This window comes from Chryseobacterium aahli, assembly GCF_022699665.1.
Taxonomy (GTDB): domain Bacteria; phylum Bacteroidota; class Bacteroidia; order Flavobacteriales; family Weeksellaceae; genus Chryseobacterium; species Chryseobacterium aahli.
Map to the genome: position 1 here is coordinate 52,355 of NZ_JALDNB010000006.1, position 21,923 is coordinate 74,277.

At 35.2% G+C, this 21,923-nt stretch carries 19 protein-coding genes and 1 tRNA gene; 3 read left to right on the top strand and 17 right to left on the bottom strand.

Annotation, left to right across the window (positions count from 1 at the left end):
- Positions 1-143 precede the first annotated feature (143 nt).
- Positions 144-1,001 carry a lamin tail domain-containing protein gene (locus MQX03_RS11315; RefSeq protein ID WP_242803267.1) on the top strand — a complete coding sequence of 286 codons (858 nt, stop codon included), beginning with the start codon at positions 144-146 and terminating at the stop codon, positions 999-1,001.
- Between the two features lie 63 nt (positions 1,002-1,064).
- Here the strand turns inward: MQX03_RS11315 and MQX03_RS11320 are convergent, their stop codons facing one another.
- The 12 genes from MQX03_RS11320 to folB all read right to left on the bottom strand — a co-directional run bounded on the left by MQX03_RS11320 (position 1,065) and on the right by folB (position 13,096).
- Positions 1,065-3,884, bottom strand: a complete 2,820-nt coding sequence (locus MQX03_RS11320) for an aminopeptidase (protein WP_242803268.1) — start codon at positions 3,882-3,884, stop codon at positions 1,065-1,067.
- A gap of 52 nt (positions 3,885-3,936) precedes the next feature.
- Positions 3,937-5,316 carry an orotidine-5'-phosphate decarboxylase gene (gene pyrF / locus MQX03_RS11325; RefSeq protein ID WP_129534890.1) on the bottom strand — a complete coding sequence of 460 codons (1,380 nt, stop codon included), beginning with the start codon at positions 5,314-5,316 and terminating at the stop codon, positions 3,937-3,939.
- 190 nt (positions 5,317-5,506) lie between these two features.
- Positions 5,507-5,851: a YkvA family protein gene (locus tag MQX03_RS11330; RefSeq protein WP_242803269.1), complete on the bottom strand. Its 345-nt coding sequence runs from the start codon at positions 5,849-5,851 to the stop codon at positions 5,507-5,509.
- An 80-nt stretch (positions 5,852-5,931) separates the two neighbouring features.
- Positions 5,932-6,471: a TlpA family protein disulfide reductase gene (locus tag MQX03_RS11335; protein ID WP_242803270.1), complete on the bottom strand. Its 540-nt coding sequence runs from the start codon at positions 6,469-6,471 to the stop codon at positions 5,932-5,934.
- A gap of 80 nt (positions 6,472-6,551) precedes the next feature.
- On the bottom strand, positions 6,552-7,115 hold the full coding sequence (locus MQX03_RS11340) for a thioredoxin family protein (protein WP_242803271.1): 564 nt from the start codon (positions 7,113-7,115) through the stop codon (positions 6,552-6,554).
- Positions 7,116-7,133: 18 nt separating this feature from the next.
- On the bottom strand, positions 7,134-8,204 hold the full coding sequence (gene aroC / locus MQX03_RS11345; RefSeq protein WP_129534886.1) for a chorismate synthase: 1,071 nt from the start codon (positions 8,202-8,204) through the stop codon (positions 7,134-7,136).
- Positions 8,205-8,254: 50 nt separating this feature from the next.
- Entirely contained in the window at positions 8,255-9,892 is a 1,638-nt protein-coding gene (locus tag MQX03_RS11350; RefSeq protein WP_242803272.1) for an LIC_10190 family membrane protein, read from the bottom strand.
- A gap of 54 nt (positions 9,893-9,946) precedes the next feature.
- Positions 9,947-10,480 (bottom strand): glycine zipper domain-containing protein, encoded by a 534-nt coding sequence (locus tag MQX03_RS11355; RefSeq protein WP_242803274.1) that lies wholly within the window; start codon positions 10,478-10,480, stop codon positions 9,947-9,949.
- A 176-nt stretch (positions 10,481-10,656) separates the two neighbouring features.
- Positions 10,657-10,727: transfer RNA gene (locus MQX03_RS11360), tRNA-Cys, on the bottom strand.
- 49 nt (positions 10,728-10,776) lie between these two features.
- Positions 10,777-11,286, bottom strand: a complete 510-nt coding sequence (locus MQX03_RS11365; RefSeq protein WP_242803276.1) for an RDD family protein — start codon at positions 11,284-11,286, stop codon at positions 10,777-10,779.
- 34 nt (positions 11,287-11,320) lie between these two features.
- The gene (locus MQX03_RS11370) at positions 11,321-12,682 is read right to left on the bottom strand and encodes a DUF4403 family protein (protein WP_242803277.1); all 1,362 of its coding nucleotides are present in this window, start codon (positions 12,680-12,682) and stop codon (positions 11,321-11,323) included.
- Between the two features lie 27 nt (positions 12,683-12,709).
- Complete coding sequence (folB, locus tag MQX03_RS11375) at positions 12,710-13,096, bottom strand: dihydroneopterin aldolase (RefSeq protein ID WP_242803329.1); 387 nt, start codon at positions 13,094-13,096, stop codon at positions 12,710-12,712.
- 54 nt (positions 13,097-13,150) lie between these two features.
- Here folB and MQX03_RS11380 point away from each other — a divergent pair, with 54 nt between their 5' ends.
- Positions 13,151-13,351 (top strand): bacteriocin-like protein, encoded by a 201-nt coding sequence (locus MQX03_RS11380; RefSeq protein ID WP_242803278.1) that lies wholly within the window; start codon positions 13,151-13,153, stop codon positions 13,349-13,351.
- Between the two features lie 60 nt (positions 13,352-13,411).
- Here MQX03_RS11380 and nadA read toward each other — a convergent pair whose 3' ends face one another.
- From nadA to MQX03_RS11395, 3 genes are all read right to left on the bottom strand, one after another.
- Complete coding sequence (gene nadA, locus MQX03_RS11385; protein WP_242803279.1) at positions 13,412-14,431, bottom strand: quinolinate synthase NadA; 1,020 nt, start codon at positions 14,429-14,431, stop codon at positions 13,412-13,414.
- 98 nt (positions 14,432-14,529) lie between these two features.
- Complete coding sequence (gene gmk, locus MQX03_RS11390; RefSeq protein WP_242803280.1) at positions 14,530-15,102, bottom strand: guanylate kinase; 573 nt, start codon at positions 15,100-15,102, stop codon at positions 14,530-14,532.
- A 79-nt stretch (positions 15,103-15,181) separates the two neighbouring features.
- Positions 15,182-16,039 (bottom strand): YicC family protein, encoded by an 858-nt coding sequence (locus tag MQX03_RS11395; RefSeq protein WP_242803281.1) that lies wholly within the window; start codon positions 16,037-16,039, stop codon positions 15,182-15,184.
- Positions 16,040-16,164: 125 nt separating this feature from the next.
- On the opposite strand from MQX03_RS11395, the gene miaA reads away from it, so the two are divergent.
- Positions 16,165-17,097, top strand: coding sequence for a tRNA (adenosine(37)-N6)-dimethylallyltransferase MiaA (gene miaA, locus MQX03_RS11400; RefSeq protein ID WP_242803282.1), 933 nt, complete (start codon positions 16,165-16,167; stop codon positions 17,095-17,097).
- Between the two features lie 58 nt (positions 17,098-17,155).
- Here miaA and MQX03_RS11405 read toward each other — a convergent pair whose 3' ends face one another.
- On the bottom strand, positions 17,156-18,568 hold the full coding sequence (locus MQX03_RS11405) for an efflux transporter outer membrane subunit (protein ID WP_242803283.1): 1,413 nt from the start codon (positions 18,566-18,568) through the stop codon (positions 17,156-17,158).
- A gap of 161 nt (positions 18,569-18,729) precedes the next feature.
- The gene (locus MQX03_RS11410) at positions 18,730-21,912 is read right to left on the bottom strand and encodes an efflux RND transporter permease subunit (protein WP_242803285.1); all 3,183 of its coding nucleotides are present in this window, start codon (positions 21,910-21,912) and stop codon (positions 18,730-18,732) included.
- Positions 21,913-21,923: the final 11 nt, after the last annotated feature.

Sequence of the window (21,923 nt, forward strand, 5' to 3'; positions counted from 1 at the left end):
TCAAAAAAACCGCTTCGATAAGCGGTTTTTTTACGTTGTTTGGTGAAAGTTTTTTTTTGAATTTTTTAAAATATGTGGTATTTGATTATTTATTTGGTATTAAATTTGCATAATTTATTGTAAAATCAATAAATATTATCACCATGAAAAAAGTATTTACTTTTATCGGACTAGTTTCGATAGCTGCATTTTTTAATGCTCAGATTGTAATTAATGAAGTCTATACTGGAGGGGGGGTGCTCGGAATTGCAGTTCTCACCCATGATTTCATAGAACTTAAGAATATTGGCTCTTCTACAACTACATTAAATGGAGCAACCATTCAGTATGGTCCCGCAACTGGCGGATTTACTCAATACCATACGCTTCCTTCCATTACTTTGAGTCCGGGACAGACTTACTTAATTCAGGAAGGTACTAAAGGAGGAGGAGTGATCAATCTTATTAATCCAAATCTTGTAGTTGGTGTTGTTGTGAATTTTGATGGATCGCCGGCTGTGGGTATAGGATTAGGGATCGGACTAACCTCTGGTAAAGTCGCTTTGGCAAGTAATGCTACTCAGGTTACTGGGCCAACTGCATCGAATGTGATTGACTTTGTAGGTTACGGATTGGTAAATCAATATGAAGGTTCCGGGGCTGCGCCATCACCTACAATTTTAAATTCAATTACAAGAACTTCAGGTGATACCAATAATAATGCGGCTGATTTTACTGTAACGCTTCCAAGCCCGTCATCAAGTGTTTTGGCTGTAAATGATTTTAACAATACGGATAAACAATCATATTTTATTAAAAATACATTCGTGAAAAATAATGAAATCACCTTTGGTGCTGATGTGAAAGATATAAAAGTCTATAACTCTACAGGACAACTAGTGAAAACTGCTTCCGTAAAAGAAGGGGCTGTTTTGAATGTAGCAGAATTGCAAAAGGGAAATTACATTGTGACCGGAACGGTGAATAATCAACCGATTTCTCAGAAAATTTTAAAAGATTAATTTAATGTTAGTTTTGATTAAATGAAACAGCTGCATGATGATAATCGCAGCTGTTTTTTAATATTAGTACCAACCTCTTCTCGCAGCATTAATAATGGTGCTTAAATTTAAAATCAAAGTATATCTGATTCGTTTTCCGTAATCTTTAAACCCAGGCTCAAAACCTAAAGTAGATTGTACCGGAAAGTAAATTTCAAGAAAATCAGGAATTAGTCTTACTTTTACACCGCTGTCCCAAATAAACTGTGTAGGATTGTTTTTATTTTTGTAAACTCCCGCATCGGCGTAAATGTGGAAAATTTTCCAAACGCTGGTGTCAACATTTAATGATGTGATAAATTGGTTAACCGTTCCCGGAATAAAAGATTTAAAACCGCCATCAGCCAAAATAAATTGTTGCGAGAGAATTCCTCCGGTTGCACTCTGTCCCAAGAGGTTGTAAGAAAAAGAATAGTCAGAAACTCTTGCAATTCCAAAATCGAACGTGTTGTTTCGGGTTTCGTTTCTGGCAAAATATCCGGCAAATAATCTTAAACTTAATTTCTGTCTTGGTGCAAATTCCCATCTGTAAAAAGCTTCCCCAGTGATTTTATTGAAATCTTTCATCGCCTGAGTGCTGATGCTGAAACTTTTCTCATGGATCATCTGATTATCGGCATATCCGTATCCTAAAGCCCAAAGATTATATTTGTCATAATCACGGTTTGCAACCATTTTTGCATTCAGATCTCGCTGAAAATAATTGTATGAAAAACTCACACCCTGACTGACAGTGCTTCGCGGATCTTTTCTGAAATTGATGTTGGAGTACAGAGAGCCTTTGCGATATGCCAAATCATAATCATAATGAAAATACGATCCGGAAACTCCGAAAGTTAAACTTCGAATGACGCTTTCTGCAGGCAGAAAAGAGTAGGCTACTGCACCCGATCCTGTAAGTTTTCCGGTTCCTGTACTGAAAGACGGAGTAATAGAATACAAAAACTTCTGATCAAAAAGTGACTGGTTTTTAAAATTTATCCCAATCAAAAATTTGTCATACGTGTTGGTAAAACGAATTCTCGGGTTCAGGTAAATTTCATTGAATTCCGGATTGGGAATATCTTTGATCAGTTTAAATTTAATTTTTTTTGAATTTGAAAATAATCCTTTTGTATACAGTAAGTTATCTCGGTAATTGGCTTCCGGGAAAATGTAATCGTCATTTAAAGTTATCTTATAAATGTTTTCTGACGGAAGATTAACGGTTTTCTGTCTTTCGTTTTTCTCGGTTTCTATCCAGTACGATTTTTTCTCACCGCTTCTGGTTTGGGTTTCCAGTTTTACGGGAATTGCATCATCTGTATTTTTAGCAATTCTGATTTCCAGAGAATCTTCTTTCGTCTTAAATTTTTTAAGTTTAAAATTAACTCGGTTTTTCTGTTTTAAAAACTCTGTTAAATAATCTGTTGAGGGTTCTTTTTGAGAGAGTTCTTTCAAAAATGCTTCAGGATTGATTGGTTTGTCTCTGTTTTCTGCGATATATTTTTTAACTAAATCATTGAAGTTTCCTTCACCCATTTTATTCGCAGAAAAACTGAAAAGACTTCCCGTCTCAAAACTGCTGATGGCCATATCGTTGAAATTACTCAAAGCAGAAAATGGTTCGTCAATTTTTTGATCCAAATTCTGAGACATAATGTATTGATATGCCAAGCCATAACGGTCGAGTAACTTTACGTCGGATGCGTGAAACCATTTTAAAGGTTTGATTCCTAAAATATTGGTTTCGGGAAGATTGCCCAGAAGTTTGGTTTCTCCGTAGAATTTTTTTAAATATTGAGTTTCAAGATAAGATTTCAGTCCGTTTTTGAACCAATGGTGATCTTCTTTATCGGTGATAAGGCTTTCGTCTAAAATTTTCTTGGCGATAATCCCAAAATAGTCGAGGTCAACCTTTTCAGCATCTGTGAAAAGTTTAAAACGATATTTCCAAAAACTGATGTCGTTATTTCCGAAAAAATCTTCCTTAGTTCTGAATTTATCTGAAATGAAAAGTCTCTCAGGGACAAAACCTATTTTCTCTTTGATAAATTTTAAATGCAGAGGAAGATAAAATTCCAAATTCTGAATCTCTTGCGGACTGATATTGTAACCAAATTTTATTTCAGTACGAATATCTTCCGTATTCACATTAATCGTAGGGAATTGATTTTGAGAAATGATAAATTCGGGATCAGAATCTAAATATCCGTTGAAAGAATTAATATTGTTCTGTTGAAGATTTCCTTCTACAAAATAATTAATTGGCAAATCGAAATTAACAGTCCAATGCGTATTGAAGTTTACCGATTCTTCAATGTCGTGGTAATTTCTTTTAGAAATATTGTCCGGATCAAAATGATCCGGAACAATAAAGAAATATTTTAAAGCGATGTTGTTTTCAGAAGTTCCGTATCCTGTAAAATTTTTATCAGGAAGTTGAATCTGATACTGTAATTGTAATGTAATGCTTTCGCCAACTTGCAAAGGTTGATTGAGAATAAAAAATAAATTTTCTTCAGATACGTTGCTGACGGAAACGGGCAGATTCTTTTCGCTATTAATTTTAAAGTCTAAAATTTTACCTAATGCTTCCGGCTTTGCAAAATGGAGACTGTTATTTCGGTCTTCGAGTTTTCGGTAGACTAAAGATGTTCCTCTTTTGTTGTAAGCGGCCACCCAATTGAGAAGTTTAATGCTGTCTAAGGGTTTTTCAGAGTGATTATGATAAATAATTTCCTGATTAACTTCCAGAATTTTTTTGTTCTGAGATAATTTTGCAGCAATATAAATGCTGTCTTTTTGTGCAGAAACCTGTACAACTCCCCAAAACAAAATAAAACAAATACTAAACTTTTTCAAATTGATGATAAAGCACCAAATATAACTTATTTAAAATACAATAAAGATGATTTTACTGCTGAATTGCTTTTTTTTCTAAAGAATTAATATAGGCTTTCCAACCTTCATTTTTGTAAGTTACAGCGGCTTCTCCCGGATTTTCAGATTTGTAAATTCCTCTTCCTACGATAATGAAATCGGTATGAAGCGTTTTGAAAACATGATCCGGAGTGTTGTATTGCTGACCTTTTCCATCTCCCGAATCTGCAAGGTTCACACCTGGAGTAAACAATAAAATTTCTTCAGGAATTGCATTTTGAGAAACACCACCAATCACGTTTGGATGCGAAAGAGCAACTTTTAAAGCTTCTTCTCTGTAGCTGTTTGTGGTTAAAGTTCCTTTAGAAGACATTCCGATAATCGCAACAACGCCTACATTTTTGAAACAGTCTAAAGATTCAAAACCACCAATTACCTGAGAAGTTACGAAGTCTGCCCAATCTGTAATTTTGAAAACTCCGCTTGTAAACTGAAGTTCCTGAGTGTTTCCGATGTCAGCAAATTTTCTGTCTTCCATTAATAAAAACTGATGTTTTGCAGCCAGTTCTTTCAAAGGAACAATTGTATTTTGATAATCAAAATCAGAAATAATATCGATGTGTGTTTTTAAAGCAATGATGTGTGGGCCAACTTTATCTGCCAATTCAAGCAACTCTTGTGTAGTAGTCACATCTGCAGAAGCAATAAGGTTGGATTGTTTTGCTAAAGCAGTTTCTAATAATTTTTTTGAAACCGAATGTTGTGCATTTTCATACTTTTCCTGATATGAAAGTCTTGTTTTTTCTTCAAACTGAATGTGGTTTCCGGCAAGAAAATCCTGAATTCTTTTCACTTCCTCATCAGAAAGTTCCCCTTCTTCCTGAAGAATAGTGCAAACTTCTGAAATGTTGAAAAGGGTATGAACTCTATAGCCTTTGCTTTCTAAAAGTTGTTTTCCGCCTTGCTCTCTGTCTAGAACAACTACGATATCGGCAACTTTAAGGTCTTCCTGTTCAACTTCAGAAATGGTTTCTATCAAAGATTTTCCGGAAGTAATTACATCTTCTACCAAAAGGCAGTTTTGTCCTTTTTGGTAAATTCCTTCAATTAATTTTTTGGTACCGTAGTTTTTAGCCTCTTTTCTTTTAATAATTAATGGAATATAGCTTTCAAGAGACATCGCTGTAGCCATCGGAAGTGCAGCGTAAGGAACTCCGCAAATCAAATCAAAATTATCCAAAGGAAGCATTTCCAATAAATAATTAGCCAAATTTTTTAAAATTTTAGGATCTGAAGCCAAAGGTCTTAAATCTACATAAAACGGACTTTCAATTCCGCTTTTTAAGGTAAATCTTCCGAATTTGATGATGCCAAGCTTGTAGCACTCTAAAAAGAATTCTTTTTTACTTTCCATTATTTTTTATTAGATGTTGCAAATTTAAGGAAATGATGTTAAAAGTCAATTGTGAATTTTGCTTCATGGGTAAATAGTGAATTTAAATTTAAAATTTTCCGTCAATATTTTTAAAACTAGCAAAGAAGTTGCTTCAATATTTACTTTAAAGTTCATAAAAAAACCATCCCGATAAGAATGGTTTTGAATTTTAATTTACAATTTCGGCGTCAATTATTTTTGAGCCCTCGGTGCCATATTTTCTCTCAGCTTCCCAAAGTAAAAACTTGTCTACTTCTCTGATCAGTTTCGGAATTGCTAAAGATAATACCGCTAAATCATCTAAAACTCCCGCAACGATAACGAAATCCGGGATGATATCAATAGGAGAGATTACATAGAGGAGACCAAGTAACGGTAGGATAAGATCTATCGATTTTACAGGATATTCTCCTTTTCTCCACATTTTCACCATTCTGAAAATGTCAGGAATTTTTTTCACGAAGCCTTTGTGGCTGATAGCTTCTTTAGCTAAATTGAGTTTTGAATATTTCATTTTGTGTTTATTTAAAAAATAATTTCAACTCTATAAATTTCTCAAATTCTGTACCAAGTAATTATAATATTAAGTTAAAGTTATTTAATGATATTGTCAATAAATTGATGGATAGATTCTGCGTCCCAGTCAGTTGCTGCATCTTCTTTAATAAGAATTCTTCCGTTTTCATCAAGTAAAAAAGTCGTGGGGAACGCTTTCGGGAGGATCTTTTCTGAGATTGGGCTTTGGGCAATGTATACAGGAACTGTATAATTATTTTCTTTTAAAAATTTTCTTACAGCCGCCTCTTCATCTTTCATTGCAATCAAAACGAAATCTAGATGATCTTTTCTTCTGTCATATAATCTTTGGATTGAAGGCCATTCCTTTCTGCATGGCGGACACCAAGTTCCCCAAAAATTCAAAAAAACAGGTTTGTTTCTGAAGTTCTTCATATTGGTACTCGGAACATTGATTCCCTGAAGATCGATGTCATAGTCATCAGCTTCAATATGTACAGCGTTTTCTACCGTTGCAATCGGGAAAAACAGATCTTTCAGAGAATTTCTGATTCCGGGAACTAAAAATACAGTTCCAAAAACCGCAAGTACAACGACATATATAATTAATTTTTTCATATAATATTCTATTGTTTTTAAAGGTTATATGTAATCGCTACTTCATAATGACCTGTATGACATGACAAATCGCTGCGATTTCATAATAACTCTAAAATTTCCTGAATCGAATCTTTCCCTCTGTTTCTTGAATAATAAACCTGCAGGTCATTATAAAATAATTCTTTCGGGTATTCTTCAGGATTTGCTTTGAATTTTAATAATAAATCATGTCCAAATTTTGGTCTCGGTCCCCAAGAATTTTTTACATTAAAATCTTTGTCCAATATAATAACTTTTGGGATAGATTGTGTGCCATTGGTCAAAAATTGATCAATCAGGCTGCTGTCGTTGTCTCTAAGGAAAATTTTTACTTCATTTTGACCTTCAAAAAACTTCACCAAAGCCGGAACAGTTGCACTGGCATCACCACACCAGGCTTCAGAGATAATTAAAATTTTTCCGTCGAAGTTTTTTGATTTTAATTCATTCAATTGTTCTTCGTCGATGACAAACTTCTTCAACGTTCTGTCCATTCTTTGAATTCCAAGCTCGTAATAAGGTTTATATTCAATGTCTTTTGCGTTGTCAGGATTATTCAATCTCTGATTGGCAATTTGAAGATATTCGTCGAAGGTTATCGCTTTGTCCCAGTAATTTTGCATTACTTAAAATATTTAAGTTTAAAATTGATTTAAATTTCTCGTTTTGTTAATCAAAAACAAATCGGCCAAAACAAAAGCCGCCAGACTTTCAACCACAGGTACTGCTCTTGGAACAACACAAGGATCGTGTCTGCCTTTTCCTTCTACAGTAACGGCATTTCCGTCTTTGTCAACACTGTTTTGAGGTCTTAAAATGGTCGCAACAGGTTTGAAAGCTACTCTGAAATAAATATCCATCCCATTTGAAATTCCACCCTGAATTCCACCTGAAAGATTTGATTTTGTGGTAAAATCTGTGTTGAATTCATCGTTGTGTTCGCTTCCGGTCATCTTTGCGCCGCAAAAACCGCTTCCATATTCAAAGCCTTTGCAGGCATTGATATTCAGCATTGCTTTTGCCAATTCTGCCTGTAATTTAGAAAAAACAGGTTCGCCGATTCCAACCGGAACATTTTTGATGACACAAGTAATTGTTCCGCCAATCGTGTTGCCTTCTTTTTTAATTTCTTTGATTTTTGAAATCATTTTTTCGGCAGTTTCTGCATCCGGACAACGAACTTCGTTGCTTTCAGTCTTAGAAAAATCTAAAGCCTGATAAGGTTTCTCGCAGAAAATTTCACCTACAGAAGAAACGTAAGCATTGATTTCGATGTCTGATAAAAGTTGTTTTGCCAAAGCTCCCGCAACGACCCAATTGATGGTTTCGCGTGCAGAAGATTTTCCGCCACCACGATAATCACGGATTCCGAATTTTTGATCATACGTAAAATCAGCATGACTCGGGCGATATGATTGGGCGATGTGATCATAATCTTTTGACTTCTGATTTTCATTTTCAATCATAAAACCAATTGGAGTTCCCGTAGTTTTTCCTTCAAAAATTCCTGAAAGAAACTTTACTGTATCACTCTCTTTTCTTTGCGTAACGATTGCTGACTGACCGGGTTTTCTGCGGTCAAGCTCGTATTGAATTTTGTCTAAATCGACTTCCAGCCCTGCCGGAAAATTATTGATGATTCCGCCATACGCCAAACCGTGACTTTCGCCGAAAGTCGTCAGGCTGAGCAGATTCCCTAAAGTATTGAACATAGTACAAAATTACCGATTTTTATTCAGATAATAAAGTCTTTGAATGGTTACTATTTATAGGAGTTTTTGATTTTTTCTGTGAGTTTTTTGACTTGTTTTTCTTCTTCATGATTCATTTTTTTTGAAATGAAGCCTTTTTGGATGTTATTTTTATCAATAAGTTGTGGGAAAACTCCTGCTTTCTGATAGTCGAAAACATAACTTTCAGAAATCGCCGGAATAGGAGTGTCGAAGTTGAAGGGATATTTTTTTGAAACATTAAATTTTAAATTTCCTGCTTCAAAAGAATGATACTTTTTGTTTTCGTAGGTTGAAGGTTTGTATAATTGCTTCCATTCAAATTTCCCCATAAATGATGACATTCTGAAGCTGGGAATCAACTGCGTAAGTACGATTGGAAAAGTTAGAAAGCTGATGAAAATTAAGCTTAAAAGAGAGTAGGCAATCATCGATTTTCTTTTTGTGAAAAAATCTAAAAATATTACGAAAATAATCACAAAAAATATATCTATAAAAAATCTATATTGTGCTGAGAATAATAAAACTAAAACACTTTTTATAATCAATGAAATGCAGATAAAAGTGATGATCTTATTTTTTTTAATGAAAGTGAAAATGGTAAAAACAATTAAACTTAGAACAAATAAAATGTTGATCACTGATTTTATTCCATCTAAAAACAGCCAGTTTTTTACATAATCGAATGTTGAGAATTTCTGAATTTCTTCGTAAGAATATTGGTTGTCAAAAGTTTTTTGGATGGCGTATTGAGATGAAGAATTTAACAATTCTACATTGGGTTTCCAACTGAATCCAAAATCAATCATTGAGACCGGGAAAACAGGATAGCCGAATGTCCAGATATTTTTAAAACAAAATAAAAAAAGAATTAAAATTCCTGAAAGGAAGGTTTTAAAATGAGATTTAAGAATAAAAATAGAGTAGAGGAATGTCAAAATCGGCAACCAAATCATTGTTGGCTTTATCGCAAAAACAAAAACCGAAAATGCAAATAGCAGAGAAGTATTTTTATTATTTACTAAAATCTCATTTACTAAAATTAAAGAAAATACAATCACCGGCAAATCAGGACTTGGAGATTGGGAAAACAAGAACAATATTGGAAGAAAACATAATTGAATCCAGCTTTTCTTTTCAATAATGTATATTAAATACATGATTAGTAAAACGGCATTTATTCTTAAAAAAGGATCAGTAAAATTGGAAAATCCAGCCTGAAAAATATGCCAGATAGACATCTGCCCAAGCACAAGATCAAGGTTTGAAATGCCTTTTACCAAACCATATTCCCGCAGCCATTGTATGCTTGGTAAGTAATATCCAAAATGGTCTAAGATATAAGGATAAAACGAGCTACAGAACAAAATGATGAATAAATTTACAGTAAATAGAAAAATATCTTTCTTTGAGAATTTATGAAATTTCAGGAATAGTTTCTCTTTAAAAAAGTAAAACAATCCAATTAAGATTGTTGGAATTTCAATAAATATATTTAATGGAATAAAGAAAGAAAGGACCGTCCAAATCATGCTGATTCCGAGAATTCCAAATATCAATTTTCCTGAAATTCCTTCAAAAAGCTGTTTGTTGAAAATGATTTCAAGAAATTTCCCCCAACCTAAAAGAGTGGGAATAATGATAATTGAAGTGAGTAAGATGAAAAGCATAAAAAAGATTGCCTAAAAATAAGCAATCTTTTTAAAGTTTTTGAAATGATTTATCTATTTTGGCTGTACTCGCCCACTTTTTCTATCCTGTGATCTACCCAAAGTATATCCTGTTGCACCACCAATGATACCACCAACTACGGCACCACCACCACGGTTTTTCTTATTAACAATGGCTCCTAGTGCAGCTCCACTGACTACGCCAATTGCTGTACCTTTTGCAGCTTCACTGATTCCTTTTTTCTTAGCAGTAGTTCCTTGTGAAGAACCGCCTCCGTTGCTTGTAACACTATTATTAGAAGAAGGAGTGTCTCTGTACACCGTTCTTGTTTCTCTTATTACCTGTGGTTTTGCAGCTGCTACAGCTGCTTTTTCTTTCTGAACCTCTGCAATACTATCTGTTCTTTTTTGAGTTTCATATGCGAATCTCTCTTTCTCAATTGCTAATTTTTGCTTTTCTATTTCAAGTTGTCTTGCCTGAAATTCTATTTTTTGTTGTTCGAGCGTCTTTTCTGCAACTTGATCGTCTTTTTTACAGGCTGTGAGTGTAATTACCGACACAAGTCCTGCTAACAATATATTTTTCATAACTCAAATTTTAAAAATTGATTAAACTTTACAGTTTTCTAATGTGGTATGTTCAATTATGAAGCCAAGTTTTAGTTAAGTAAATGTTAAAGTTTTAAAATTCTTTGTTCTAGAGACTTAGCTAAGGTATAATTGAAAATAAAAAAACTCCAATCGAAAGATCGGAGTTTTTTACGAGGTGCCTAGCGGATTCGAACCGCTGTAGATGGTGTTGCAGACCACTGCCTAGCCGCTCGGCCAAAGCACCATTTTTAGGTGGTGCAAATATAGAATTTTTTCTTATTCAAACAAAGTTTTCACGCTATTTCTTTCTTTCCAAGATCTTCAATATCGCTTTTAGTCTGTTTTTCAGCCTCATAATTTTTGATGCTGATCACTCTTGTATCACTCCAGCTGTCGTGCCATCCATTCTCACCTAAAAAAGAAAGCCCATCAAATGGTACAAGTCTGCAAATGTTTCTTATCAAATAATCTCGCACCGTTGGTTCTGTTCCGTCTGTCATGATTACTTTAGTTCCTATTACAAACTTTCCTATACTTCTTCCTTTCGTAAAATATTCCAACAAGAAAATATAAATGAAAAAGATAATATTTGTCATAACAATATCTGCAAGCCTACCTATTCCTTCGAGTTGGTCAAATAATTTTGTAAAATAATAAATCCCCAGAATCCCGTCGATAAGACCTCCAATGATAGCAAAAGCAAAAAAGAACATATTAAAAACGATTCTATCAATCACAATGCTTCCAAGTCTTGCCCATTTTGTAGCTCTATGTCTGTCGATTATTTGTAAATATTTTCTCATAGTTTTATTTTGGTTTTTAGTTTTATAATAGATTTTAAAATCCTTTTAAGATAAATCTTAAATTCGCATTGGTATCAATCACAGCAGTAATTCCGGAATCGTTTAAGAGAATCTGATGTGGTTTTAGATTGGATACTTTTCCTGTCATTTTCAGACCTTTGTAGTATTCTTTGTTAAAAGCTTCTTCGATGCTTTTTTTTGATGTAGTTTCCAATTCAGCGGTAGGAATTCCGTATTCGTCTTCAATCATTTTTACAATTTTTCCTTTGAAAAGAGAAGTGGCTAATTTCTGAAGGATGTTGGATGTTTTAAGCTTAAATTTTGTGTCCGAAAGTACTATTTTTCTTTTAGTTTCGTCATAAACAGGAATACCCGAAATAAAAGCTGTTCCTTTCACATAACCTTCCGTATCGGCTTCTATCATAATTCGGTTTGCTTCGCCGTATACTTTGATATCCGAAATTTTCACCTTAGAATCTCTGATGTCAAATTCTTTATTTAGAAAAGTTTTTTTGGCGATATTTGTAGCTTCAGAAAACGGAATATTCGCAGTGGTCTGCAACACAAACTGGTCTGCTAGTAACGGAATGAAATTAAAATTCATCATTGCTTTTGCGGGTTGCGAAGCTTCAGGTTTTGTTCCTGTATAAGTCTCGGAGAAAATATCGATACCGATATTGGTGTCAATTTGATTTCCATAGAATTTTAAAGGAGTGATATTGACGTTTATTGGAGTGATTTTTAACCAGGTATTATATTCTTCAGAAATATTAAAAGGTTGAGAAAAAGCATTCCAAGCTAAAACCGCATACTGTTGGAAATTCAGTTGCGAAGCCATTTGCTGATCAATAGTTTTGCAGAAATTGTATTGTTGCTCTTTCAGGCTTTTCTCAACAAGAGAGGTGATAGGAATTTCAACTTTTCCGAAATCCAAAACAGGTTTTTTCACCCATTTAAAGCCTGTTGGCTGAGTAAAAGTGGTGATAGACCAGTTGTTTTTGAAATCTAATGTAGTTTTAAAATACATTACCGTTTCAAAAGTTGTCTCCTGATACGTGTAGACTCCCAATGTTCCGATACCTTTTTTTGCCCAAATTTTTAACGGAACTTCAATCAAAATGCTTTGATTTGTACTTCCAACCAAGCGTATTGGCCGGGTTTTCCAGACTTTTACTTTAAATTGGTCATTATCATTGTCTGTGTAAGAATCATCCTGAAAAATCAGATCTTTTACCGAGGCATTGATCATATTGCTGATTTCCGACAGTGGAAGAGTGACCGGCATCGTAATGCTCGATTTTATTTTCGGAAAATTATAAATGGCATCGCCGGACGTATTGCTCTGTCCAAAAATACCAATGGACAGCAATAGAAATAATATGTTGAATATCTTCACCGTGTTTCTCTTTTTTAAAACTGAAAATTACTCATTTTCTGTAATTCCGCCTAATAAAAAACTTTTTTCAAGTTCAATACTTGCCCCTTTCATTTCCCCTTTCATGGGCGGACTGGTTTTGGTGATTCTTAATTTGATGTAAGAAATCTGATTGAATTTTTCGTTGATTTTAGTAATGATTCTCCCAGCAACGTGCTCAAGCAATTTAGATTTGATCTTCATCTCGTCATGAATGATATCATTAATATCTGCATAGCTTATTGTGTCATTCAAATCATCGGAAGCTGCAGCATCCCACAAATCTGTATGAATTTCTGCATTTAAAATATAGTATGTCCCGACAATGTTTTCTTCCGGAAGAACGCCGTGATAGGCGTAGATTTTCACGTCTTCCAAAAATATTTTGCTCATGATTTTTTTTATATAGGCAAAAATATTATATTTAATAACTAAACAAATCAAATAAATATGAAAAATCTAAAAAAATTAAACAGAGAAAATTTAAAATCAATTAATGGTGGTGCAGTTTGTAATGCAAATTGTCCTCCCGGACCTTACGGCCCAGGTCCTGATTTTCCAAGTTCATGTGAAGCATACAATGCTTTGCCAAAATGTTGCCAATCTAAAGTTTTAGTACATATGGATTGCGTAAATGGAGGAGTTTCATAACTGTAAATATTTTTCTTCAGTGAAAAAAAATAGCTGTCTCAATTTTGAGACAGCTATTTTTTATTTAATACTTTTCGAAAGATCAAGCATTGCCTCAATAGGTTTCAATGCTCTCAGTCGAAGCTCTTCTTCAATGATAATCTCCGGAAGTTCATATTTCATACACAGGTACAATTTTTCCATTGTATTTCTTTTCATGTAAAAACATTCTGAGCAGTTACAACTTTCGTCAAAAACTAAAGCAGGAATCAATTCTTTATGTGGTGCACGTTTTCTCATTTCATGAAGAATTCCTTCCTCAGTTGCGATTATGAATTTCTGACAGTCGTCTTTTTCAACAAAATTTAAAAGTGCAGAAGTCGAACCGATGAAATGAGCTAGTTTTAAAACTGCTTCTTCACTTTCTGGGTGTGCAATCATTTTTGCATCTGGATTATCTGCCAACTGTTGCGCGATTCTTTCCATTGAGAAAGCTTCGTGTACGATGCAGCTTCCGTCCCAAAGAATCATATCACGTCCGGTTTTTTTAGATAAATATCTTCCTAAATTTTTATCTGGAGCGAAAATAATAGGCCTGTCTTTCGGTAAAGCTTCAATCACCGTTTCAGCATTTGAGCTTGTTACAATAATGTCACTTTCTGCTTTTGTTTCAGCATTACAGTTGATGTAGGTTGCAATCAAAGCGTTTGGGTGCTGCTCACGCATTTTTCTCAAACCTTCTCCTGAACAGCCGTCTGCCAAAGAGCATCCTGCCATTGTATCAGGAAGAACAACTTTCTTCGTTGGGTTCAGAATTTTTGCAGCTTCAGCCATGAAGTGCACTCCGCAGAATACAATCATATCGGCTTCTGTATCTTTTGCCTGCCTTGCCAATTGAAGAGAATCTCCCAGAAAATCAGCAATATCCTGAATTTCTCCCGGTTGATAATAATGCGCCAGAATAACGGCGTTTTTTTCTTCTTTCAGTTGGAGAATGGCTTTTACTAAGTCTTCTCCTTGAGGAATCGCAATATCTTTCAAATCTAAAAATCCTTTTACTGGAAGTGTAGATTTAGCTTTTTCTAATGTTTCGGTACTCATGTCGACCTGTGTTTTTCTTTTTATAGAAGTTAGATTTTAGAAATTAGAAGTTAGCAATTAATCCCAAGTTACTGGTGTTTTTTACTAACTTCTAATCTCTAACTTCTAGTTTCTCCTATAAAACTTTTTATTAAACTTTCTATTTCTATTTTTGCTTGATCCAAATCGCTGTTAATCACGATTTCGTCAAATTCTATGGCGTAGGTTAGTTCTTCTTCAGCTTTTTCTACGCGGGTTTTTATGGTTTCGGCATCATCGGTGTTTCTTGAGATCAATCTTCGTTCCAATTCGGCAATCGAAGGTGGTTCTATGAAAATGGATAATGCTTTTTCACCAAAATATTTTTTTAATGAAATTCCGCCTTTTACGTCTACATCAAAAATAACAACTTTTCCCTGATTCCAGATCTTTTCTACCTCAGATTTTAAAGTTCCATAGTATTTATCGGTATAAACTTCCTCAAATTCTACAAAAGCCTCTTCAGCAATTTTCTGTCTGAATTCGTCAGGCGAAATAAAGTGATAATCAATTGCATGAATTTCACTTCCTCTCGGCTGTCTCGTTGTACATGAAATGGAAAATTCCAATTCAGGAATTGCTTCCAGAGAGTGTTTTACCAATGTCGTTTTTCCACTTCCCGACGGCGCTGAAAATATGATAACCTTATTCATTTTTTAGTTATGAATTTTAAATTATGAGTTTTGAAATCTGCAAAGCGATTTATAACTCATCATTAATAATTTATCACTCTTATAAAACGTTTAACGTCTGTTCTTTTATTTTCTCCAAATCATCTTTCATCATCACGACTAATTTCTGAATTTCAGAGTGATTGGCTTTTGAACCTAAAGTGTTGATTTCTCTTCCGATTTCCTGTGAAATAAAACCTAATTTTTTTCCATTGAAATCTTCATTTTCCATCACTTCAGAATAATATTTCAAGTGCTGGGAAAGTCTTACTTTTTCTTCCTGAATATCTAATTTCTCAGTAAAATAGGCCATTTCCTGATAGAATCTTGTTTCGTCAACGTTTTCAAACTCTTTTAAAGTTTTTATATAACGTTCTTTCACCGCATCAATCCTCACTTGCTCGTAAGGAACGACCTCTGCCAAAGATTTATCGATATTTTTAATGTTTCGTTCTAATTCTTCATGAAGAATTTTCCCTTCAGTTTTTCTGAACTCCTGGAATTTATCAACGGCGTTATTTACAATTTTCGCCAAAGATTCCCACTCACCTTCAGTTAATTCGTCCGGTCTTGAAGTGATCGCATCCGGAAGTCTTACCGCCATTTTCAGGTATTCAAAATCCGGTCCGTCAGAAGCGATATTTTTAAGCTCATTCATGTAAGAATCGATCAAACTTCTGTTGATTTTCACATCGTTTGTTTCTTCAAGATTCTCAATATTGATATAGCAATCTACCTTTCCGCGGATGATTCTATCGTTTAGAATTTTTCTTACTTCAAATTCTTTTTCTTTATATCGTAAAGGAATCTTGATATTCAAATCAAAGCTCTTGCTGTTCAGTGATTTAATATCTATCGAAATTTTTTTTCCTTCAAAAACACCTTCGGCTCTACCGAAGCCGGTCATTGATAAAATCATAGTTTTTTATTGTCGTACAAAGATAAACATTTAATTTAGCAAACTGGAAATATCCGCGATATAGAAGTGAAATTATGACAAGGTAACTAAGATGTTTTTTCACTTTTTAAAATGATTGTAAGCGTATGAAAACATTGATTTCTGTAGTAGGAACTACTGGTATTGGAAAAACGAAACTCGCCATTGATTTAGCTCGCCAATTCAATACAGAAATTATTTCCTGTGATTCCCGACAGTTTTTTAGTGAAATGAAAATCGGAACGGCCGCACCTTCGGAAGACGAGCTTTCGCAGGCAAAGCATCATTTTATTGGTCAGCTTTCGGTAAGAGATTATTATTCTATCGGTCAGTTTGAGCATGATTCTTTGGAATTATTAGATCAACTTTTCAAAAAATATGACATCGTGATTATGGTTGGTGGAAGCATGATGTATGAGAAAGCTGTGATCGAAGGTTTGAATGATTTGCCTGAAGCTAATGACGAAAATCAGAAAAAACTGGAAGCCATCTGGCAAACTGAGGGAATCGAAAAACTTCAGGAAATGTTGAAAGATTTAGATCCTGACTATTATGAAAATGTAGATATTCATAATCAAAGAAGGTTGTTGCGAGCTATTGATGTGATTTGGCAAACCGAAAAAACATATTCTGAAAATATTGCTCATCCAAAAAATCCAAGAAATTTTAAGACTATAAGAATCGGCATTGAGGCGCCAAGAGAAACGATTTACGAAAGAATCAATCTACGTGTTGATAAAATGATGGAAAACGGCTTGCTTGATGAGGCTAAAAATCTGGATGAATTAAGGAAATCTCAGGAAGGAAGAAATTTAGCGTCTCTCAATACGGTTGGTTATTCTGAACTTTTCAAATATTTTGATGAAGAATGGGATCTTGATTTTGCAGTTTCTGAGATTAAGAAAAACTCTAGAAGGTTTGCAAAACGGCAATTGACCTGGTATAGAAAGGAAGAGAATATTCGTTGGGTCAACTATGAAAATGCTTTACAAGAATCTTTATCTTATTTAAATGAATTTGAAAGGAATTCAACGATTTAATTAAACAAAAAAAAGTGCGATCCCGAAAGACCGCACTTCAAACAATATAATTAATTTACTACTTCCATCCGCCACCTAAAGCCCGGTACAAATCTACAATACTGCTTAATCTCTGTCTTTTTACGGACGCAAGATTCAGTTCAGCCTGTAGAGAATTTCCCTGAGCGGTAATCACTTCTAAGTAATTTGCCATGCCTCCTTTGTACAGCATTTCGGCACTTTTAATTCCGTTTTTCAATGTTGTTACTTGTTCACTGGCTTTTTGTTCCTGAACTTTCAAACTTTCATTGGAAACCAATGCATCAGAAACTTCGCCCACTGCATTTAAAACAGATTGACGAAACGCCAAAACGTTTTTCTCTCTCTGAATTTTAGCAACATTTAGATCCGTTTTCAATTGTCTTTTCTGGAAAATAGGCTGAGTCAATCCTCCTAAAACAGAACCGAACAATGAAGCCGGAATTGAAAACCAATTGTCAACTTTAAATGAATTAACTCCACCAGTTGCGGTAATTTTTAACGAAGGATACATATTTGCCTGAGCAATTCCCACCATTGAATTTGATTCTAATAAAACCAATTCCTGCTGACGAACATCAGGACGACGGCTTACCATTGCTGCAGGAAGTCCCGCAGAAATATCCTGTGGCAAAGAAGTGTCAGACATTTCAATAGTTCTGTTGACTTTATTTGGATTTTCACCAACTAAAATACTCAAAGCATTTTCCTGAATGGCAATATTTTGCTCCAGTTGAGTGATCAAAAGTTCTGTCGATTGCTTTTGAGCAGTCGCCTGTTGAACTCCCAATGAAGTTGTATCGCCGCTTTGCCACAATTTTTCTGTGAGAGAAAGGGTATTGGTGCTTAAATCTAAATTTGATTTTGCAATTTGTAATTGTTTGTCAAGCATCAATAAATTATAATACCCTTGAGCAATTGCCGCAACAACCTGTGTCTGAATCGCTTTTGTCGCTTCATAAGTTTGCAGATACTGCATTTTTGAAACTTCCTGCTGATTTTTAATTTTCCCCCAAATGTCTGCTTCCCAAGATAAATTAAATGCTGCATTATAATCTTCAACGTGACTTTGACCTAAAAATAAATTTAAGCTTTGTCCGTTCATACTGTTTTTTGAAGGTTTTGAAATCTGCGCAGAAACTCCGAAACCAATATCTGGATATTGAAGATATTTTGCCTGCTTTAGTTTTTCCTGTGAAGAAGCGACTTGTTTTAAGGCAATCTGTAAATCGTAATTATTTTTAATTCCTTTTTCGATTAAATCCTGTAAAATGGGATCATTGAAAAATTGTTTCCACTGCAGGTTTGCAACGCTTGCAGTATCTGCGGTCGCGGTGTATTTGAATGTTTCGGGAAGTTCTGGTTTCGTTTCCTGATATGCCAATTTCGGTACACAAGAAACTGCACCTAATGCAATCCCAAAAGCGATGATTATGTTTTTTACTCTTTTCATAAGTCTATTTATTTAAATTGATCACAAAACTTTGAGTGGTAAGCAAAGTTGTCTTTAGTAGGAGATAATACCTTACTTGTTTTAGAAAATCTTAAAAATTAAATTTGAAGAAAAATTTTTGTACGAATTTCAAATCTCAAAGTTTTGTTAATCATTTTTTATTAATGTGCTGTTGCCAAAAGTTCTTCCTCCAATTTTTGTTTTTGAAGCCTTTTGTTTTTTCGGCTTGGCATTTTTTCATGTAAATACTGGAAGATCACGTACATTACCGGAATAATGAAAATCCCGAAGACAACTCCTGTAAACATTCCACCAACGGTACTGATTCCGATGGAGTGATTTCCTTTTGCTGCGGCACCTTGAGTCCAAACTAACGGTAACATACCGATGATGAAGGCAAATGAGGTCATCAGGATAGGTCTTAAACGTAATCTTGAAGCCTGAAGAGCAGATTCGATCAATGTTTTTCCTGCTTTTCTTCTTTGAACGGCAAATTCGACAATCAGAATCGCATTTTTCGCTAACAATCCGACGAGCATGATTAATCCAACCTGAACATAAATATTGTTATCAATTCCAGCCAATCCTGTGAAGGCGAATACTCCGAAAACCCCTGTGGGAATGGTCAGAATAACCGCAAACGGAAGGATATAACTTTCATATTGTGCAGCTAACAGGAAATACACAAATATGATACTTAACAAAAATACAAAAGCAGTCTGTCCACCGGTTTTGATTTCTTCACGGGTAATTCCTGTCCATTCATAACCATATCCACGAGGAAGTGATTTTTGGGCAACTTCTTCTACGGCTTTAATAGCATCTCCGGTACTGTAGCCAGGTTTTGGAGTTCCGTTGATTGTCACGGCGTTGAATAAGTTGTTTCTTGAAACCGTTTCAGGTCCAAAAGTTCTCTTTAATGTTACCAAAGTCTTTACAGGAACCATTTCGCCGGTTTTATTTTTAACATAAATTCCTTCCATAGAATTCGCATCGGTTCTGTAAGGAATATCTGCCTGTGCCATCACTCTGTAGTATTTCCCGAATCTATTGAAATCTGAAACGAAGCTACTTCCGTAATAAATCTGCATGGTCTGCATCAATTCTGTTATAGAAACGCCGAGTTGATTGGCTTTATCAGTATCAACATCAATTGTATATTGAGGATTTCCTGCTGCGTACGTTGTAAAGGCAAAAGCAATTTCCGGTCGTTTCATCAATTCTCCGATAAATGCCTGAGTCGTTGTTCCCAATTGCTCAAAAGAACCGTTGGTTTTATCCTGCAACATAAATTCAAACCCTGAAACGTTACCAAAACCCTGTACGGTAGGGAAGTTGAAGAAGAATGCACTGGCATCTTTTACCTGTGCTACTTTTCCTGTCAAGCCCGCAGCAATCTGATCGGGATCTTTCACTTCGCCACGATCTTCAAAATCTTTCAGTTTAATAAAACCTGCAGCATAAGGAGAAGCATTGGAATTACTGATGAAGTTCATTCCGTCGGCTACCCAAAGGTGATTTTTGGCTTTTTCACCGTTGATGATTTTATCAATCTGTTCAGTGGCTCTGTGCGTTCTGTCTAATGAACTTCCCGGAGGTGTATTCACTGCATACAAAACAAATCCCTGATCTTCTGTAGGAATAAATCCTGTCGGGGCTTTATTGATCAAGAAAACACTTGCCGCTGTGAGTAACGCTAAACCGGTAACCGCAACCCATTTATTTTTAATTAAAAATTTAAGGCTGTAGATGTATTTTCTGGTCATGTTGTTGAAGCTTTTGTTGAAAGCATTGAAAAACTTCGCTCCAAAACCTTTTTTCTGACCGTGATCGCCATGTTCTCCCTGAGGATCATTTAATAACAAAGCACATAAAGCAGGACTTAAAGTCAAAGCATTAACCGCTGAAATCAAAATCGCAATGACTAATGTAAATGCAAACTGTCTGTAGAAAACTCCTGCAGGACCCTCCATAAAACCAACCGGAATAAACACCGCACACATCACCAATGTAATGGAAATGATGGCTCCGGAAATTTCGCTCATCGAGTTTGTCGTTGCCTGCTCGACCGGCATTCCTGTCTGTTCCATTTTCGAATGGACGGCTTCTACGACGACAATCGCATCATCCACCACAATACCAATCGCAAGTACCAATGCAAACAAGGTCAACATATTGATACTGAAACCAAACATCTGAAGGAAAAAGAATGTACCGATAATTGCTACCGGAACGGCAATCGCAGGAATTAATGTAGATCTGAAATCCTGAAGGAAAATGTACACTACAATAAATACCAAAATAAATGCAATCACTAATGTTTCCACAACCTGATGAATTGAAGCATCCAAAAAGTCTTTGGAATTGTACATGATGATAGGCTCAACTCCTTTTGGAAGAGTAGTTTTCATTTGCTCAACCTGCTTTTCAATATCAGTTAAAATTTCATTTGCATTAGAACCTGCAGTTTGTAAAATTGCAAATCCTGCGACAGGTTTACCGTCCATTCTGTTGGCTGCGGTGTACGTGTAAGAGCCGAATTCTACTCTTGCAACATCTTTTAATCTTAAAAAAGAACCGTCACTGTTCGATTTAATGGCGATGTTTTCGTAGTCTGCATTTTTGTTTAATTTACCTTTATATTTTAAAATATATTCGTAAGTTTCCTTGCTTCCCTGTCCCAAACGTCCCGGTGCTGCTTCAAGATTGTGATCTTTTACTGCTGCTAAAACTTCCTGTGGAGAAAGATTGTTGGCAGCTAAACGGTCTGGTTTCAACCAAAGTCTCATCGAATAATCTCTCGTTCCGAAAACCTGAGCTTGAGCAACTCCCGGGATACGCTGTATCTGTGGAATGACGTTGATTTTTAAATAATTCTGTAAGAAAAGTTCGTCATATTGTTTCGGGTCGTTACTTGATAATCCCATAAACATGATCATACTGTTTTGAACTTTCTGAGTCGAAATTCCCGCCTGAACAACCTCTTGCGGAAGTTGGCTCATCGCTTTCGAAACACGGTTTTGAACATTTACCGCTGCATTATCAGGATCTGAACCTTGCTTGAAAAATACACTCAAGGTCATCGATCCGTCGTTACTTGAGTTAGACGTCATGTACGTCATGTTCTCAACACCGTTCACCGCTTCTTCAATAGGAACAGCAACGGAACGGGCGACAACTTCTGCATTCGCTCCCGGATAAAATGCCGTCACCTGCACACTTGGTGGCGCAATATCGGGAAACAGCGTAATCGGAAGGTTGAAAACCGACATCGCTCCCAACAGCAACAATATAATGGAGATAACCGTAGAAAGTACCGGTCTATCTATGAATTTTTTTAACATAAGAAGTTTAT

Bases quoted from the DNA above. Each gene is read 5' to 3' on its own strand.
- MQX03_RS11315 (WP_242803267.1), top strand. From the start codon at position 144: ATGAAAAAAGTATTTACTTTTATCGGACTAGTTTCGATAGCTGCATTT.
- pyrF (WP_129534890.1), bottom strand. From the start codon at position 5,316: ATGGAAAGTAAAAAAGAATTCTTTTTAGAGTGCTACAAGCTTGGCATC.
- MQX03_RS11330 (WP_242803269.1), bottom strand. From the start codon at position 5,851: ATGAAATATTCAAAACTCAATTTAGCTAAAGAAGCTATCAGCCACAAA.
- MQX03_RS11335 (WP_242803270.1), bottom strand. From the start codon at position 6,471: ATGAAAAAATTAATTATATATGTCGTTGTACTTGCGGTTTTTGGAACT.
- MQX03_RS11340 (WP_242803271.1), bottom strand. From the start codon at position 7,115: ATGCAAAATTACTGGGACAAAGCGATAACCTTCGACGAATATCTTCAA.
- aroC (WP_129534886.1), bottom strand. From the start codon at position 8,204: ATGTTCAATACTTTAGGGAATCTGCTCAGCCTGACGACTTTCGGCGAA.
- MQX03_RS11350 (WP_242803272.1), bottom strand. From the start codon at position 9,892: ATGCTTTTCATCTTACTCACTTCAATTATCATTATTCCCACTCTTTTA.
- MQX03_RS11355 (WP_242803274.1), bottom strand. From the start codon at position 10,480: ATGAAAAATATATTGTTAGCAGGACTTGTGTCGGTAATTACACTCACA.
- MQX03_RS11365 (WP_242803276.1), bottom strand. From the start codon at position 11,286: ATGAGAAAATATTTACAAATAATCGACAGACATAGAGCTACAAAATGG.
- MQX03_RS11380 (WP_242803278.1), top strand. From the start codon at position 13,151: ATGAAAAATCTAAAAAAATTAAACAGAGAAAATTTAAAATCAATTAAT.
- nadA (WP_242803279.1), bottom strand. From the start codon at position 14,431: ATGAGTACCGAAACATTAGAAAAAGCTAAATCTACACTTCCAGTAAAA.
- gmk (WP_242803280.1), bottom strand. From the start codon at position 15,102: ATGAATAAGGTTATCATATTTTCAGCGCCGTCGGGAAGTGGAAAAACG.
- MQX03_RS11395 (WP_242803281.1), bottom strand. From the start codon at position 16,039: ATGATTTTATCAATGACCGGCTTCGGTAGAGCCGAAGGTGTTTTTGAA.
- miaA (WP_242803282.1), top strand. From the start codon at position 16,165: ATGAAAACATTGATTTCTGTAGTAGGAACTACTGGTATTGGAAAAACG.
- MQX03_RS11405 (WP_242803283.1), bottom strand. From the start codon at position 18,568: ATGAAAAGAGTAAAAAACATAATCATCGCTTTTGGGATTGCATTAGGT.
- MQX03_RS11410 (WP_242803285.1), bottom strand. From the start codon at position 21,912: ATGTTAAAAAAATTCATAGATAGACCGGTACTTTCTACGGTTATCTCC.